Origin of the sequence: Vibrio sp. D401a (assembly GCF_030248515.1) — a bacterium.
GTDB classification, from domain to species: Bacteria; Pseudomonadota; Gammaproteobacteria; order Enterobacterales; family Vibrionaceae; genus Vibrio; species Vibrio rotiferianus.
In genome coordinates this window covers 1-17,365 of sequence record NZ_JAHGAI010000001.1, presented here as the reverse complement: position 1 = coordinate 17,365, position 17,365 = coordinate 1, and the positions used below count along the sequence as shown (strand labels likewise).

Annotated in this window: 14 protein-coding genes; 6 read left to right on the top strand and 8 right to left on the bottom strand. The window is 47.3% G+C overall.

Annotated elements, in window-relative coordinates; translation table 11 throughout:
* Positions 1 to 67: 67 nt before the first annotated feature.
* Positions 68 to 3,202: an ABC transporter substrate binding protein gene (locus KIV41_RS00070; RefSeq protein WP_285335486.1), complete on the bottom strand. Its 3,135-nt coding sequence runs from the start codon at positions 3,200 to 3,202 to the stop codon at positions 68 to 70.
* A gap of 116 nt (positions 3,203 to 3,318) precedes the next feature.
* On the opposite strand from KIV41_RS00070, the gene asnC reads away from it, so the two are divergent.
* Entirely contained in the window at positions 3,319 to 3,783 is a 465-nt protein-coding gene (gene asnC, locus KIV41_RS00065; protein ID WP_010444891.1) for a transcriptional regulator AsnC, read from the top strand.
* An 83-nt stretch (positions 3,784 to 3,866) separates the two neighbouring features.
* Here the strand turns inward: asnC and prlC are convergent, their stop codons facing one another.
* The gene (gene prlC / locus KIV41_RS00060) at positions 3,867 to 5,909 is read right to left on the bottom strand and encodes an oligopeptidase A (protein ID WP_038893748.1); all 2,043 of its coding nucleotides are present in this window, start codon (positions 5,907 to 5,909) and stop codon (positions 3,867 to 3,869) included.
* Between the two features lie 424 nt (positions 5,910 to 6,333).
* On the opposite strand from prlC, the gene KIV41_RS00055 reads away from it, so the two are divergent.
* The 3 genes from KIV41_RS00055 (at position 6,334) to gorA (ending at position 9,654) form a co-directional block, all read left to right on the top strand.
* A complete protein-coding gene (locus tag KIV41_RS00055) occupies positions 6,334 to 7,173 on the top strand; it encodes a 23S rRNA (adenine(2030)-N(6))-methyltransferase RlmJ (RefSeq protein WP_171356867.1) in 840 nt (279 codons plus the stop codon).
* A gap of 153 nt (positions 7,174 to 7,326) precedes the next feature.
* Positions 7,327 to 8,025 (top strand): glutathione S-transferase family protein, encoded by a 699-nt coding sequence (locus tag KIV41_RS00050; RefSeq protein WP_216604281.1) that lies wholly within the window; start codon positions 7,327 to 7,329, stop codon positions 8,023 to 8,025.
* Positions 8,026 to 8,298: 273 nt separating this feature from the next.
* Positions 8,299 to 9,654 carry a glutathione-disulfide reductase gene (gorA, locus tag KIV41_RS00045; RefSeq protein ID WP_005429991.1) on the top strand — a complete coding sequence of 452 codons (1,356 nt, stop codon included), beginning with the start codon at positions 8,299 to 8,301 and terminating at the stop codon, positions 9,652 to 9,654.
* A gap of 121 nt (positions 9,655 to 9,775) precedes the next feature.
* Here the strand turns inward: gorA and KIV41_RS00040 are convergent, their stop codons facing one another.
* Positions 9,776 to 10,387, bottom strand: coding sequence for a bifunctional 4-hydroxy-2-oxoglutarate aldolase/2-dehydro-3-deoxy-phosphogluconate aldolase (locus KIV41_RS00040; protein ID WP_285335485.1), 612 nt, complete (start codon positions 10,385 to 10,387; stop codon positions 9,776 to 9,778).
* 9 nt (positions 10,388 to 10,396) lie between these two features.
* Positions 10,397 to 11,773 (bottom strand): GntP family permease, encoded by a 1,377-nt coding sequence (locus KIV41_RS00035; protein ID WP_005434597.1) that lies wholly within the window; start codon positions 11,771 to 11,773, stop codon positions 10,397 to 10,399.
* A 152-nt stretch (positions 11,774 to 11,925) separates the two neighbouring features.
* Here KIV41_RS00035 and KIV41_RS00030 point away from each other — a divergent pair, with 152 nt between their 5' ends.
* A complete protein-coding gene (locus tag KIV41_RS00030; RefSeq protein WP_005434599.1) occupies positions 11,926 to 12,447 on the top strand; it encodes a gluconokinase in 522 nt (173 codons plus the stop codon).
* Positions 12,444 to 14,240 carry a phosphogluconate dehydratase gene (gene edd / locus KIV41_RS00025; protein WP_285335484.1) on the top strand — a complete coding sequence of 599 codons (1,797 nt, stop codon included), beginning with the start codon at positions 12,444 to 12,446 and terminating at the stop codon, positions 14,238 to 14,240. Before KIV41_RS00030 ends, edd begins: the two co-directional genes overlap by 4 nt.
* 78 nt (positions 14,241 to 14,318) lie before the next feature.
* Here edd and KIV41_RS00020 read toward each other — a convergent pair whose 3' ends face one another.
* The 4 genes from KIV41_RS00020 to KIV41_RS00005 form a co-directional block, all read right to left on the bottom strand.
* Positions 14,319 to 14,648, bottom strand: a complete 330-nt coding sequence (locus tag KIV41_RS00020; RefSeq protein WP_005434604.1) for an SMR family transporter — start codon at positions 14,646 to 14,648, stop codon at positions 14,319 to 14,321.
* 2 nt (positions 14,649 to 14,650) lie between these two features.
* Positions 14,651 to 15,028, bottom strand: a complete 378-nt coding sequence (locus KIV41_RS00015) for an SMR family transporter (protein WP_285335483.1) — start codon at positions 15,026 to 15,028, stop codon at positions 14,651 to 14,653.
* A 203-nt stretch (positions 15,029 to 15,231) separates the two neighbouring features.
* Positions 15,232 to 16,158 carry a LysR family transcriptional regulator gene (locus tag KIV41_RS00010; protein WP_285335482.1) on the bottom strand — a complete coding sequence of 309 codons (927 nt, stop codon included), beginning with the start codon at positions 16,156 to 16,158 and terminating at the stop codon, positions 15,232 to 15,234.
* 48 nt (positions 16,159 to 16,206) lie between these two features.
* Entirely contained in the window at positions 16,207 to 17,214 is a 1,008-nt protein-coding gene (locus KIV41_RS00005) for a LacI family DNA-binding transcriptional regulator (protein ID WP_009705443.1), read from the bottom strand.
* Positions 17,215 to 17,365 lie beyond the last annotated feature (151 nt).

Genomic DNA, 17,365 nt, shown 5'->3' with positions numbered 1-17,365 from the left:
CGGTTTAACTGGCGCTGAGTGTATACCTAATGGCCGGTGAATTGCTAGGCTAGCCTATTCACTCACTCTAGCACGATCGCTCTTGTTCAAGCTCTTCGACTAACTGCGCCAGAGGTTTGGGATGTCCGATAACATAACCTTGTCCATAATCGACACCAAGTTCTAGTAAATGATCGATAATCTGGCTGTTTTCAACAAACTCAGCGACCGTCACTTTACCCATCTGTTTAGCAAGATCATTAATCGAACGAACCATGACTCGATCTGTTTCATTCTTATCCATATCTTTCACGAATAGGCCGTCAATTTTCACGATGTCTACTGGAAGTTTCTTTAAATAACCAAAAGAAGATAGGCCAGATCCAAAATCATCCAAAGCAATCATGCAGCCAAGCGCTTTCACTTTGGTAAAAAATGCGATCGCTTGATCAAGGTTACGCATTGCCGCTGTTTCAGTGATCTCTAAACAGATTTTATCGCAAGGCATAGAAGACGTTTCCAAACGTTCTAATAGAAAATCGATAAATTCCTGATTGCCCATTGAGTGACCAGATAAATTTATCGAGCATCGTCCAAGATTCTCTACCTTTTCTGGTCTTTGCTCGAACCACTCCAAGGTTTGATTCACCACTTGTTTATCAATCCAGTGAGCGATGTTGTAGCGCTCTGATGCTGGCATAAAGATACCAGGAGAGATGTATTCTCCTTGAGAATTGCGGATCCGCACTAATATCTCAAAGTTCATCTTCGAATCTTCGTGCTGTAGACAAAGAATGCGTTGCGCGAATAGCTCCAAACGTTGACCAGCTAGAGCATCGTGTACCAAATTAACACTTTGCATTTCTCGCTGTCGTTGCTGTACTTCTTCATTATCGTGGCTAAACAAATTGTAGCGATTCCGCCCTAGCTCTTTGGCCACATGACAAGCTGAATCCGCTTGTGCATGCACCATTTGCGGTGTTTCAGCTGTGTGGTCAATAACCCGAATACCAACGGAGCAACTCATATGCAAACGAATATCTTCCCAAATGAATGGCTGTTTACTCAGTGTCGAGATGATCGATTTTGCAATCATGATCGCCCCATGCTCACCACAATCTTTGAGTAGTACCGCAAACTCATCACCACCCATTCGTGCCAAAATGGCACTATAAGGCAAGACCTCTTCCAACATACTGGCACAAAACTGAATCGCCGCATCACCAGCATCATGACCCGCGGTATCATTGAGCACTTTCAACTGATCAAGATCGAGATACAACATTGCGTGTACACGGCGATGACTTTCCACTTCTCGCAGTGCGGTTTGCAGCTCTAGTTCGAAGTGGTTGCGATTGTAAGTGTCGGTCAACAAGTCATAACGTGCTTGATATTCTAGCTGTTTGGCCAGTTTTTTCGTTTCTGAGATGTCTTCACCCACGATCAGTAACTGGTCAGAATCTCGTAACGGACGAATATTTTCGCGAACCCAGACGGAATGACCGTCCGCATGAAGATACTCTATCTCTCTTCGCCACACACCATGGGCAACATGGTTTGGCTGAAGCAAAACTTGACGCGGAAACAGTGCCTTGTCGTCTGAATAAAACTCCCGCAAGCGATGACCAAGCATATCCAGCGGTTGATATCCCAACAGTTGCTGAGCAAAGCGGTTTACTTCTTGGATGCAGTTATTGCTGTCCAATGTCACCATCATCACTGGTTGCTGTTCGTAGTAATTACGCAAGCTCGCTTCACGCTGATAAAGCTTGTCTTCCATAAGTTTACGGCTGGTAATATCACGCGCCTCGAACAAGTATTGGTTTTCATTTCCGACCTTCTGAGAGAAAGGCTTGAGTGAAACTTCCAACACCATCGCACCATGCTCTTTACTCCAAATATCCGCTTCAAAAGTCGTCACTTGTCGGTGATGATTCTGAAAGAATTCAGATATTTTCTGGCGTGCATCGACACTCCAGTGCTTGTGGTGCCACAGTGGACGATCGAGTCGTAAATCTTGATGATAGAGGAGAGACTGTAGACGATCGTTACCGGATTTTAATAAACCGTGTTGGTCGAGTATGCCCATATACTGCATGCTTTGGTCGAAAACCGATTCTAAAATCGTTTGAGCCTCGCGAGCAGACGCTTCGCTACGACGGATACGCTGTAAGTAATAACTCAATAGCAAGATTACAATGGACATCAGCACAAATACGCTGCCAAAGACTTTGATTTCTTTTGCAAAACGTTGTGAAAATGGCATCGGCTTATTAAGAAATACAGCCGTCGGCTCTTGCTCTACACCAAGGCCCCAGCGAACCACCGATTGATAATCTAATTTGATTTCTGATTCGCTCTTTGTTACGGATGGTAACGGTGCTTTAGGGTTATCTAACACTTGCTCAAGCAGTTGAGCTGCCTCAAACCCCTGTCGGTAACCACTCTGGATTACGCCTCCGACAGCACCATGTCCTAAGCCGACATCGTGCACCATAAAGAGAGGTGCATTCGAAGCTTGGTTCACCTCACGCCAGTCCCGGTCACTACTCACAATGCCATATTTGTCGCGATAGTAAGTCCAAAACAACACAACGTTGTCTTGGGTTAATTCTGACACCTGTTGTTTGAGCTCATCGATAGTATCTGGCACAAGATGTGCCACTTTGTGGCGATATTTGGGCGTTTGTTCGAGAAAATCGGCAACCTGAGCTCTAAGTGCTGCCCCAGTAACCGAGTGGTCACTAACAATCAGAATTTGTTGGAATTTAGGGTGCAGTCGCTCAATCAGCTCTAGGTTTGCAGCGAGATCAATATCTTCAATAACGCCAGTCGCGTTAAGATTTTGATGAAGTGAAGCATGATAATTGTTGATACCACTAAAGATAACTGGCGTGTCCTTAATTACGGGCGCTAAACGCTGCATTAATGCCAACGCATTGTTGTCGCTAACGACAATCGCATCAAAACGCTCTTTGGACAGCTTAGTGCGATACAGAGAGTCAAGCTGTTGAAAAAAAGTTGGGCTTTGGTTGCGCTTCGAGTCTAGATACAAAACGCGCATATCCAACGACCGATCAGCCACTTGCTGCGCAATTCCCCTCTGAATAGAGTCCGTCCAGAAAAAGCCTTGATGATAGGAATGCACAACAAGAACTTTTTGCTCTTGCGCGATGGCAACGCTACTCCAGCATATCGCAATAAAAATCAGTAAAACCTGCACATCATCTCCGTGATATCAGAGCCAACTCTCGGTTATCTCTGCTTAAACCTTGTGAATCCTATTCATGGTGAGTATAAAATGAACTCAAAGCCTCATATCCTAACGGAATTACTAATATGAACGCGAGTCTACCTAAACTCGATGACCTTGATCGTGCCATTTTAAAAACGCTGATGGCCGATGCACGCACGCCGTATGCAGAGATGGCAAAGCAATTTGATGTTAGCCCTGCCACCATCCATGTTCGCATCGAGAAAATGAAAGCGGCCGACATCATCGAGGGAACAGAGGTTATCGTCAATACTAAAAAGCTAGGATACGATGTATGTTGCTTTATTGGCATCAACCTTAATGCTGCACGCGACTATCACTCAGCACTAGAAAAGCTCAACGCTCTCGATGAAGTGGTAGAAGCTTACTACACCACGGGCGCGTATAACATATTCGTTAAATTGATGTGCAAGTCAATTGAGGAGCTGCAATTTGTATTGATTGATAAGCTTCAAGCGATCGACGAAGTGCAATCTACCGAGACGCTGATTTCACTGCAAAACCCAATCAATCGCAACGTAAACCCATAACAAGTTGAATCAATAAACAAAAAACGAATCTGAAAATAAAAAAGGGCAGCCACTTGGCTGCCCATTTTCATTCTCAATCGAGATTACGCTGCGATACCAGAATGGCGCAGTAACGCATCGATTTCTGGCTCACGACCACGGAAGCGCTTAAATAGCTCCATTGGTTCTTCACTACCACCCATTTCTAGGATGTTGTTCAAGAAACTTAGACCGGTTTCTTTGTTGAAGATGCCTTCTTCTTCAAAGCGAGAGAACGCATCTGAAGACAACACTTCTGCCCATAGGTAGCTGTAGTAACCTGCGCTGTAACCACCAGCGAAGATATGACCAAAGCTATGTGAGAAACGCGCCCACTCAACCGCTGGTACAACTGCCACTTTCTCTTTCACTTCTGCCAAGGTTTCAAGCACACGAGCACCCACTTCTGGGTCGTATTCTGTGTGCAGAGTGAAGTCGAACAAACCGAATTCTAGCTGACGTAGGATGCCCATCGCCGACTGGAAGTTCTTCGCTGCTAGCATTTTGTCTAGCATCGCTTTTGGTAGCGGTTCGCCAGTCTCATAGTGACCAGAAATAAACGCCAGCGCGTCTTCTTCCCAACACCAGTTTTCTAGGAACTGACTTGGTAGCTCAACCGCATCCCAAGGCACACCGTTGATGCCCGATACCGCGCCTGTTTCTACTTGCGTCAGCATGTGGTGGATACCGTGACCAAACTCGTGGAACAGAGTCACCACTTCATCGTGCGTAAACAGTGCAGGCTTGTCGCCTACAGGACGGTTGAAGTTACATGTTAGGTAAGCAACTGGTGTTTGTAGCTCGCCTGATAGCGTTACACGACGACCACGGCAATCGTCCATCCACGCACCGCCACGTTTGTGTTCGCGTGCGTATAGATCTAGGTAGAAGCTGCCGCGCAGTGTGCCTTCGCCATCGAAGATATCGAAGAAACGCACGGATTCGTGCCAAGTATCCACGCCTTCACGCTCTGTCACTGTCATACCAAACACACGGTTTAGTACTTCAAACAGACCACTTACTGCTTTTGATTCAGGGAAGTAAGGACGCAGTTCTTCATCCGAAATTTGGAACAAGTGCTGCTTTTGCTTCTCGCTGTAGTACGCAATGTCCCATACGTTTAGCTCGCTAACACCAAATTCCGCATTCGCAAACTGGCGTAGCTCTTCGATTTCGCGCTCACCTTGTGGTTTTGCTTTGGTAGCCAAATCGTTCAAGAAGCCAAGAACTTGCGCTGGGTTCTCTGCCATTTTGGTTGCCAGAGATTTCTCGCTGTAAGTGTTGAAACCCAACATACGAGAGATTTCATGACGCAGTTTTAGCTGCTCAGTGATGATTTCTGTGTTGTCCCATTTGCCTGCATTTGGACCACGGTCAGAAGCGCGCGTTACGTACGCTTCGTACACTTCTTTACGTAGGTCTTGGTTATCACAGTACGTCATAACTGGCAGGTAAGATGGGATATCTAGCGTGATTAGGTAGCCATCAAGCTCTTTTGCTTCTGCTGCCGCTTTTGCTGCTGCAAGTGCAGATTCTGGCATACCCGCTAGGTCTTTTTCGTCGGCAACGTGCTTAGTCCAACCCATGGTTGCATCCAGCACGTTGTTGGAGAATTTTGAGCTCAGCTCAGACATGCGCTTGCTGATTTCGCCGTAGCGATGTTGCTCGTCTGATGGTAGACCAATGCCCGAAAGCTCGAAGTCGCGTAGTGAATCCGAAATGGTCTTCTGCTGTGCACGCGTCAGCGTCGCGTATTCTTCGCTGGCTTTGATCGCTTTGTACGCTTCGTAAAGACCTTTGTGCTGACCAACCCAAGTACCGTACTCAGACAGGATTGGTAGGCAACTTTCATACGCTTCACGCAGCGCTTCACTGTTCACTACTGAGTTCATGTGACCCACTGGTGACCAAATGCGGCTTAAGCGGTCATCCGCTTCTTCAATTGGCGCGATCACACTGGTCCAGCTTGGGTTTGCGTTGTCTTTAAGTACCTCGTCAATCTTGGCACGACAATCCGCAATCGCCTGCTCCACTGCAGGTTTAATGTGTTCTGGTTTGATTTGCGAAAACGGAGGAAGATCCGTAAACGTAAGAAGTGGATTAGACATGAATAATTCCTTTTGTGTTTTGGCTCTGTATTTGCCTATTCGCATTTGCAAAGAATCTATTGGTGTTTGCAAAACAGTAGGCGAACTCAATGCACAGGCAAGCCAACAACATGGATGGGGGGATCTCCGTTCCCTTTCTCGATGCAGCAATGACCAAATCGGTCAAAGAGTGCTTACTCTGTCCTTGAGTCTTGTTATGCCTAAGTCAGGTTTCGCACTCTATTGGAGCGGTGCAATCCCACTTAGGTTCAATTTGTTTACTCATACTAAGTATGGGTGACTTAAAGAAATTTCAATAGCGAATCCCTATCAGTGATACTGATTTGAATCGAAGTTCTACTTCTTCAAGTTACTTGAGTATAATACCGCCATATCGCGAAAATCACAGACCACACTCAGTCAAAGAGTGTTTCGAGAGTTTAATTTGTTAAGTTACCGCCACAGCTTCCACGCTGGCAACCATGCTGACGTGGTAAAACACATCGTTCAAAGCCTCATTCTTGATGCACTAAAGCAGAAAGATAAGCCGTTTGTTTATCACGATACCCACTCGGGTGTGGGACGCTACGATCTGACTCACGAATGGTCTGAAAAAACGGGCGAATACAAACAAGGCATCGCGCGCATTTGGGATAACTCAAACATCCCTGAAGAGATCGCAAGCTACATCGATTCAATCAAAACATTGAACAACGGTGAAAAGCTGCGTTTCTACCCTGGTTCACCGCGCGTTGCACGTGCGCAAATCCGCCCACAAGACCGCATGGTTCTGACTGAGCTGCACCCAGCCGATCACCCACTGCTGGAACAAGAGTTCCATCGCGATCGTCAAGTGAGCATCTACAAAGAAGATGGCTTCAAGCGTCTGAAAGGCAGTCTGCCACCGCAAGAACGTCGTGGTTTGGTGCTGATTGACCCACCATACGAGCTAGCGAAAGAGTACCGCGACGTCGTGCAAGCGATTTTCCAAAGCCATAAACGTTGGGCAACAGGCATCTACGCGATTTGGTACCCAGTGGTAAACCGCTGTGATATCGAAGACATGATTGAAGGCTTGGAAGGGCTTGGCATTCGCAAAATCCTGCAAATCGAATTGGGCGTCTCTCCAGACACCAACGAGCGTGGCATGACGGCATCGGGCATGATCGTGATTAACCCACCGTGGAAACTGGAAAGCCAGATGAAAGAAATTCTGCCATTCCTGCAAGAAGCAATCGCGCCAGCAACCGGCCACTGGAAAGTCGACTGGATCGTTCCAGAATAAAAAACACTGAATTTCAGAACCTTAAAGCGCAACGATGACCTCATTGCGCTTTTTTTTATTTATTTTTTCAAAAATTATCGTCTGCGCTTCGTCTTTTCTTTTTTGACTGTGTCTTAGGGATGTAAACAAGCTAAACCATAGAGAGAAATGACCATGCTTAAAATTATCAGTTTTAAAATTTGCCCATTTGTTCAACGCGTAACTGCGGCACTAGAAGCAAAGCAGATCCCTTACGAGATTGAATACATCAGTTTAAAAGACAAACCACAATGGTTCCTAGACATCTCACCAAACGGTCAAGTACCAGTGATGGTGACAGAGTCTGGCACGGCGCTGTTTGAATCGGATGCGATCATCGAATACATCGAAGACGAATACGGTCCGTTAGAGCAAGGTGTGACAAACGAACAACGTGCACTGGATCGCGCATGGAGCTACCTAGGTTCAAAACACTACTTGCCTCAGTGCGGCACCATGGGCAGTAAAGACCAAGCAACCTTTGAAGAGCGCGCAGAGAAACTGATCAAAGCGTTCCAAAAAGCAGAAAACCAACTGTCTGGTGAAACCAAGTTCTTTAAATCCGATGAACTAAGTAATGTAGACATGGCTTGGCTGCCGCTTCTGCATCGCGCTGCCATCGTCAAAGCGCATTCTGGTTACGACTTCTTCTGTGGTCTGCCAAAAATGCAGGCATGGCAAAAGCACATCCTAGAATCAGGATTAGTAGAGAAGACAGTATCGGAAGACTTCGTGCAGCTGTTTAGCGATTTCTACCTAACCAACACTTATCTTGCGGATGGTAAAGACGTGCAAGCCCAGTCAGGCTGTGGCACATCAAGCTGCTGCGGTTAATGAATTTTCCTTACCCTAAGCATGAAAAACACCAAGCGGAATAGCGCCTTATTCCGCTTTGCTATCCTCTCATCGCTATTTGTCATAAGTAATGTCACTTTTTCCCATTTAGGAAATTGCTAGACTCGATTTATGATAGGGACAACGGATCATGCTTAAGTCACTTCAACAGGCTTAGGCAGGTAACAATTTATTTAGGGATGTTGAGTTCATCACCCACTACCCCAATGTAATTGTTGTCAGACAAAAATTAATAAGCTCTTGGAGAAAGTAATGGCGACTCATTTTGATTATATCTGTATCGGTGGCGGCAGCGGCGGCATTGCATCAGCAAACCGTGCGGCAATGTACGGTGCTAAAGTAGCGCTTATCGAAGCTCAAGACCTTGGCGGTACCTGTGTAAACGTTGGTTGTGTGCCTAAAAAAGTAATGTGGCACGGCGCGCAAGTTGCAGAAGCAATGAACCTGTACGCAGAAGACTACGGCTTCGATGTAGATGTAAAAGGTTTCGACTGGAGCAAACTGGTTGAGAGTCGTCAGGCTTACATTGGTCGTATCCACCAATCTTACGACCGCGTTCTTGGCAACAACAAAGTAAACGTGATTAAAGGCTTTGCTAAGTTTGTTGACGAGAAAACAGTTGAAGTAAATGGTGAACACTACACAGCGGATCACATCCTGATCGCAGTGGGTGGTCGTCCAACGATTCCAAACATCCCAGGCGCAGAATACGGCATCGACTCAAACGGCTTCTTCGAGCTTGCTGAGCAACCAAAACGCGTTGCAGTGATTGGTGCAGGTTACATCGCGGTAGAAATCGCTGGCGTACTGCATGCACTTGGCACAGAAACGCACCTATTCGTTCGTAAAGAATCACCACTACGTAGCTTCGATCCAATGATCATCGAAACGCTAGTAGAAGTGATGGACGCTGAAGGTCCAACTCTGCACACCCACTCTGTTCCAAAAGAAGTGGTAAAAGAAGCAGATGGTAGCCTAACTCTGCACCTAGAAAACGGAGAGAGCCAAAACGTTGATACCCTAATCTGGGCAATCGGTCGTCACCCAGCAACTGACGCTATTAACCTAGCATCAACTGGCGTTGCAACGAACGATCGTGGCTACATCAAGGTAGACGAATACCAAGAAACCAACGTGAAAGGCATCTACTGTGTAGGTGACATCATGGAAGGTGGTATCGAGCTAACACCAGTGGCGGTGAAAGCGGGTCGTCAACTTTCTGAGCGTCTGTTCAACAACAAACCAAACGCGAAAATGGACTACGATTTGGTACCAACTGTGGTATTCAGCCACCCACCAATCGGCACTATCGGTCTAACAACTCAAGAAGCAGAAGAGAAGTACGGCAAAGACAACATCAAAGTCTACACGTCTGGCTTTACTGCGATGTACACAGCGGTTACTAAGCACCGTCAACCATGTAAGATGAAGCTAGTATGTGCTGGCGAAGAAGAAACGGTTGTTGGTCTACACGGCATCGGCTTTACCGTTGATGAAATGATTCAAGGCTTCGGCGTAGCAATGAAGATGGGCGCAACCAAAGCAGACTTCGACTCTGTTGTGGCTATCCACCCAACAGGCTCTGAAGAGTTCGTAACGATGCGTTAATCACGCGTGAATCACTTTGCGATTTAAGCAGATAAACAAAAAGGGTCATCAATTACTTGATGACCCTTTTTCTATTCACGTTTTAAAACGTTCGGGGGTATTTCGGAGCCGTTTGCGCGTTTTACTTAACTGCGCGAACCAATTCAGCAATACCTTCCCAATCGCCGTTGTCCATCATAGCGGTTGGCACCATCCAAGTACCGCCACACGCTACAACCGATTTCAGCGCTAGGTAATCTTCCACGTTAGATGGGCTTACACCACCTGTCGGCATGAATTCCACTGGGTAAACTGCCGTTAGTGCTTTAAGCATGTTTACGCCACCTGATGGCTCAGCAGGGAAGAACTTCAGGGTACGTAGACCCATTTCCATCGCTTGCTCAACCAAGCTTGGGTTGTTTACACCCGGTACGATTGTCACGTTGCGTTGCTGACAGTATTTCACTGTGGTTGGGTTGAAGCCTGGGCTCACGATGAAGTCCACACCCGCTTCAATCGCGATGTCCACTTGCTCTGTTGTCAATACTGTACCAGCACCGATCAACAGTTCTGGGTGCGCTTCACGCATGATGCGGATCGACTCAGCCGCCGCTTCAGTGCGGAATGTCACTTCCGCACATGGTAAACCGTTTTCTACCAACACTTTTGCCAGTGGCAGAGCGTGTGCTACATCGTTGATTGCGATAACTGGGACGATTTTGATTTCTCTTAATCGTTGTTCAAGTGTTGTCATGGGTAACCTCTAAAGAATAAAGCTTAATGTTGCTACAATAATAAATGCGATACCACCAAGTAAAGTTTCCATTACCGTCCAAGTTTTTAGCGTTGTTTTCTCATCCATCTCTAGTAGACGAGATACAAGCCAGAAACCAGAGTCGTTGAAGTGAGAAAGCACTGTTGCACCACCTGCAATCGCGATAACGATAAAGCATAGGTCTAGCTCGCTCAAACCAGTTGATGCTGCCACTACTGGTGCGATAAGTGCTGCTGTTGTCGTTAGTGCTACGGTTGCAGAGCCTTGAGCAACACGCAGACAGGTAGAGATAACAAACGCTGCTACGATCACTGGCATACCTGTGTCAGTCAGAACGTCTGCTAGTGCATCACCGATACCACTTGCACGCAGTACGCCACCAAACATGCCGCCCGCACCTGTTACTAGGATAACGCCACAGATAGGAGCCAATGAGTCGCCACACAGCTTCTCAAGTTTTGCCATGCCGTAGTCTTTCGCGAATACCGCAAGAGACACAAGCAGAGTAATCAGAAGGGCTACTGGCGTTTTACCTAACATACGTAGGAACTCAACCAGTGCTGTTTTGCCATCAATCACACCCGCAACCGCTAGCGTGTTCAGTACTGTGTCTAAACAGATTAGCAGTACAGGCAGCACTAGGATGGTCATTACTGTGCCAAATTTTGGCAGCTTAGATTCGTCAACTTGTGTTTCACCGTTGAAGAACGCTTTTGATAGTGGGATATCGAATTTCTTGCCCGCATACAGACCAAATAGGTAAGCGCCTAGGTACCAAGTTGGGATAGCCACTAGGATACCAACAACAAGCAGTAGACCAATGTTTGCGCCTAAAAATTCTGCTGCTGCAACTGGACCTGGGTGCGGAGGAACAAAGCCGTGCATTACTGCAAACGCACCCGCTGCTGGTAGTGCGTATTTGATTGGCGAACCACCAAAGCGTGCTGCCACACTTAGGATGATTGGCATCATGACCACGAGACCAGCATCAAAGAAGATTGGGAAACCGAACAGTAGTGAAGCCACACCCAATGCAAATGGTGCGCGCTCTTTACCGAAGCGTCCAATCAAAGTATCTGCCAGCACTTGCGCACCGCCAGTTACTTCCAAAATCTTACCGATCATTGCGCCAAGACCAACCAGCAATGCTACTGAAGCCAGCGTGCCACCGAAACCACTCATCATGGTTGGGACAACTTGGTCAGAAGAAACGCCAGTCGCAATCGCAGTACCTAAACTCACCATAGTTAGGGAAGCAAAAGCGTGCACTTTTAGCTTAATAATCAATACAAGTAACGCCGCAATCGCGAGGACTGCAATCGTTAATAGGAACGTAGGGTCTGGAGCTTGGGTTAGCTGTTCCATGGGTTCACCTTTAAAAATTATTGTTTGTGTTGTGGTTCACATTTATTTGAGTTACCGGTAACATGTTACCGATAACATGAATAAGATAAACCCATATTTTAAAGTGAATTCAAAAATTGAGATCACGCGCAAATTTGTTATGAGGATAAGTTATGGCTGGTAGTAGTGTCGTCGTTATGGGCGTTTGTGCGAGTGGCAAAACCACAATTGGTGAGCACTTGGCGAAAAAGCTGGGACGTAAATTCATTGATGGTGATGATCTTCACCCACGAGCAAACATTCAGAAGATGGCGTCAGGCCAACCTCTGAACGACGACGACCGCAAACCTTGGCTAGAACGTATCCGCGACGCTGCTTATAGCTTAGAAAGCAAAAACGAGCACGGCATTATTGTCTGCTCGGCACTAAAAAAGATTTATCGTGACCAAATCCGCGAAGGCAACGAAAACGTGACCTTCCTTTTCCTAGATGGCAGCAAAGAACTGATCCTTGAGCGTATGCGTGCTCGCCAAGGTCACTTCATGAAAGAGAACATGGTCAACAGCCAGTTCGAAGCTCTAGAACGTCCAGAAAATGAGCCTCGCACCATTTTCGTCAGCATTGATGCAACCATCGAAGACGTTGTGTCGAATGCCGCTGAGTTAATCCTTGTGCAAGACGAGGCAATGGCATGACTCATCAAGTAATTTTAGACGTTACCCAGCGCTTAGTTGAGCGCAGCCAAGAGGCGCGTGCGGCGTTTCTTGCTCGCACTGAAGTCCAAGCAGAAGCGGGCAAAGGTCGTGTCGGTCTGTCTTGCGGTAACTTGGCTCACGCTGTTGCGGCATCATGTTCTTCAGAAAAGAAAAGCATTCTGGATTTCACGCATTCGAATGTAGCGCTAATCAGTGCTTACAACGATATGTTAAGTGCCCACCAGCCGTACCAACACTACCCTGATCAAATCAAACAAGTGCTGTCTGGTTACGGTCACACTGCGCAAGTTGCTGGTTGTGTTCCGGCAATGTGTGATGGCGTGACTCAAGGTCAAGCGGGCATGGACATGTCACTGTTTTCTCGTGACTTAATTGCTCAATCAACAGCGCTTTCACTGAGCCACAACGTATTCGATGCGACCTTGCTTCTGGGTATCTGCGACAAAATCGCACCGGGACAATTGATGGGCGCGCTGTCTTACGCACACCTACCAACGGCGTTTGTGCCAGCAGGTTTGATGGCAACAGGCATCAGCAATGAAGAGAAAGTCGACGTTCGCCAAAAATACGCAGCGGGCGAAGTAGGCAAAGACGCGCTACTTGATATGGAGTGTCGCGCTTACCACTCAGCTGGCACATGTACCTTCTACGGCACGGCAAACACTAACCAGCTTGTGTTTGAAGCCATGGGTTTGATGCTGCCAGGTTCGGCATTCATCCATCCACATACTGAGTTGCGCAAGGCATTAACCGATCACGCAGCTCTGAAAATTGCGGCAATGAATGCAGGCTCAGCAAACTTCCGTCCATTGTCTGAAGTCGTCACAGAAAAGAGCCTGATCAACGGCATTATTGCGCTGTTGGCATCGGGCGGCAGCACCAACCACACTATCCATATGTTGGCAGTGGCGCGTGCAGCAGGTTTGATTCTGACATGGCAAGACATCAGTGACCTATCTGAAGTCGTGCCACTATTAGCGCGCGTTTACCCGAATGGTCCAGCTGACATGAACGCATTCCAAGAAGCGGGCGGCGTACCTGCGCTATTGCATCGTTTGGACGAGTCGGGCTTGCTTCATCGTGACGTGAAACCGGTATTCGGCGAGTTCGAAGACCAAATGACACTACCTACATTAGTCGATGGCAAACTGACTTGGACACCATGTGGTGGCAGCCAAGACGGCGAAGTGATTGCTGCGCCAACACAAGCTTTCCAAAACACTGGTGGTACTCGCGTACTGAACGGTAACTTGGGTAAAGCAGTGGTGAAAGTGTCTGCGGTGAAAGAAGATCAGCGCATCATCGAAGCGCCTGCGCTCGTATTCCAATGCCAACACGAAGTGGAAGCGGCGTACAAACGCGGTGACCTAAACCAAGATTGCATCGTGGTCGTAACGCACAACGGTCCTGCAGCGAACGGCATGCCAGAGCTACATAAACTGATGCCAATCCTCGGCAACGTGCAGAAAGCGGGCTTTAAAGTCGCGCTAGTAACGGATGGTCGACTATCGGGTGCATCCGGTAAGATTCCATCGGCAATCCACGTATCTCCAGAAGCAATTCGTGGCGGCGCGATTGGCTTGGTGCGCAATGGCGACATCATCCGCGTTGATTGCCAAACTGGCGAGCTGAATAACCTAAGCGACGTTACGGGTCGTGAATTGTTAGAGATGGATACTGAAGCGAAACAACAGACTTGGGGTCGTGGTTTCTTTAGCGTGATTCGTCAGAGCGTTTCGAGCGCAGAAGAAGGCGCAAGCTTTATTGTTTAAAGTGGGAAGCCCCTCAAAAACAGAAAAAGCGGAGTGTTGTGCACTCCGCTTTTTTGTTTCGTTGATTACTTTCAATCATCAAGCCGTCTTCATCACCACAACCGCTGCAATCACCACAAAAATACCAAACCAGCCAATCGGCTTAAGCTTTTGTTTGAACAGCAAAGCACCACCAATCGCGGTACCTAAGATACCGATTGCACCCCAAGAGGCGTATGCGATCGCAAGGTCGATCTCTTTTACCGCTTGAGCAAGTAAGGTAAACGCCGCCATCACCAACACAATAGCAGTGATACCCCACCCTCTGTGCTTAAAGCCTTTAGAGCGAGTCAGCGCCATGTTCGCCATGATGTCGACCAACGCCGCCATAACAACAAATCCAAATGAAACAGTAAAAAATTGGCTCATGATTAACACCTCGCATTCGATGAGCTTGGCAACTCATCTTTTTGTTGAGGCTGACCGTGTGATTCGCCGAGCGTCACACACACAATACCGACGACTGCCAGCGCCAAACCAAGCAACTGCTGCGTGCTTAAGTTGGCGTCAAACAAAACGATAGAAACCAGGGTAATCAAGGCGATACCCAAACCTTCCCATGTTGCGTACGCGACACCGATAGAGATTTTCTTTGCCGCTTTCGACAAGAAGTAATAGGAAATGGCGATCAGAATGTACATCACCAGATAGCCTTCCCACGCATTACTTTCACCAATAAACGACATCGTACTGGTACCGGCAACTTCGGCAACGATGGCAAGCAATAAAAATAGACGTGCAATGAGCATGATTCATCCTCCCCAGAAATTAAAAAACTGCATAACGGAGAATGGTGAATGTCCTTTAAGAATCAGACATTCAAAGAATTGATAAGATAAAAAGAGCCGCTTCTCCTGACTATTTTTAGTCAGATTAGCCCTTCTTCAGCAAAACAGACAGGTAATTGAGATATTCATTTTTGAATATCTTAACGGGCAGTTTGCTTATCCGATCACGTTAATGGCGTATTGAGGGTTTGCTGCACCACTTGGTGCAAATGGCGGTGCAATGGGTGGTTACGGTAGGTCTGTAAATAACCTCCAGAAACAACAAACTGGCTGAACTCTCGGTTGACCATCGGCATTGGATAAGAGGCAAGCTCGTGCATCAAATGTGCAGTACTTTGGCTGGCATACATGATGGCATCGGTCTCAAGCAGCATTTGGCAAGCGACACGCAAGTTGTAGGACTTAAGCAACACAACGGGCTCGTAACCCATGCGGCGATATTCCGATTCCACCGTGCATAGCGGGTTGTAAGACGCAGGTGCAGGCAAAGAGACCAGTGGCAATTCCGACACCGTATCCCAGTCATTACTGACTTGCGACAAGGTTGGATGGTCTTTACGCGCCAAAATCACACGCTTTTCAACAAATAACGGGCGCATGTAGATGTCTTTCGATAACTCGGTTTCTTGGTCGAGAATGCAGTAGTCGTGTTCGCCCTCTAGCATCTCGTCTTGGGAATAAATGTTCCAGCTTGAGAAAACAAACGAGGCTTGAGGAAAAGCTTGATGGCAACCGCGCAATAAACGCTGGCCTTGTTCATCCATCAAATAGGGGTCGGTCACAATCGCAATCTGGCCTTGGTATTCGAGTGGGTCAAACTCCGAAAACTCCTGCACTACTTTTTCTAGCGGCGACAGCATGTTATCGAACTCCGCCGCTAAGCGAATCGCCATTGGGGATGGCTCTACCCCATGCGCTTTACGCACAAACAGCGGATCATCAAACACGTCTTTGAGTTTCATCACCCCGCGACTGGCGCTGGGCTGCGAAATACCAAGCTGCATCGCCGCCAACTTGATGCTGCGGTTATCCACCACGGCTTTAAGTAAGCGCATTAAATTTAGGTCTAGCGCATCAAGTTGATGTGGCATGCCCGTGTCCTTATCAGAAACGAATGATGAAAAATAAACGTGAGTGAGTTAGACGCTTTCGCCCGCCGTAATTTGGTAGCCCATGTCGACTTTGGTCTCTGCTTGCTCTTCACCCTTGAGGCGCGCAATCAGTAGCTCGGCACTTTTCTCACCAATCTCGAAACGCGGTGTATCCACACTGGTCAGTTTCGGGCTAATAGTTTGCCCGATGTCTAATGCGTTGTAGCCCACCACCGCAAGTTGATCTGGCACTTTGATGCCGCGTTGCTGAGCACTCAACAAAGTACCAATCGCGATGTCGTCGTTGGTACAAAATACACCATCAAGTTCTGGGTAGGTTGCCAGTGCGCGCTCCAATAAATCATGCGCCAACGAAAAGCTAGAGTGATCGCCCGTTAGCACGTGTTTTGGCTCCAATCCTGCTTCTGTCATCGCGCGATCGTAGCCTTGCATACGCAATTTAGTACGCGTATCCAAGCGAGCACCGAAGTAAACAATAGTACGCTTGCCCGACTCCAACATGCGCTTTACGACGCTGTAAGAAGCGTCTTCGTGATCCATGCCGACCGCCATATCAATCGGCTGCTCTGGCAGCTCCATGGTCTCTACCACAGGAACGCCAGCGTTTTTGATCATCTGCAAAGTGCGTTGAGTGTGATGGCTTTCAGTTAAGATTAAGCCGTCAACTTGATAAGAGAGCAGCGACGCGATTTTGCGTTCTTCTTCCAGCTCGTCATAACTAAAGTGCGCAAGTAGCGTTTCGTAGCCATTAGCTTTAGTGACCGTTTCAATGCCCTGAACAAAAGACGCAAAAATTTGGTTGGACAGTGAAGGCAGTAAAATACCAATCGCTTTACTGGAAGACTTCGACAGCATCGCCGGAGCACGGTTTTCGATGTAGCCCATCTCTTCAATTACAGCGGCAATTTTCACTCGCGTTTTTTCTGCCACTGAGTCTGGATTGCGCATGTAACGCGAGACGGTCATCTTTGTTACGCCAACTTTGTCTGCGACATCCTGTAATGTCGTTCGTGCTTTCTTATTCTGCTGAGCCATAAATGTCTAAATTATCAGTAATGTTACATGTAACATTATGCCCAGTCAGTCAAACTTGAACAAGCAGCACTGTTCTTTTATGCAAGCTAGTAAGTAATAAGCCTCGCATTGCGAGGCTTATATCGGGACTGTGTACCGTCCTAAATAAGGT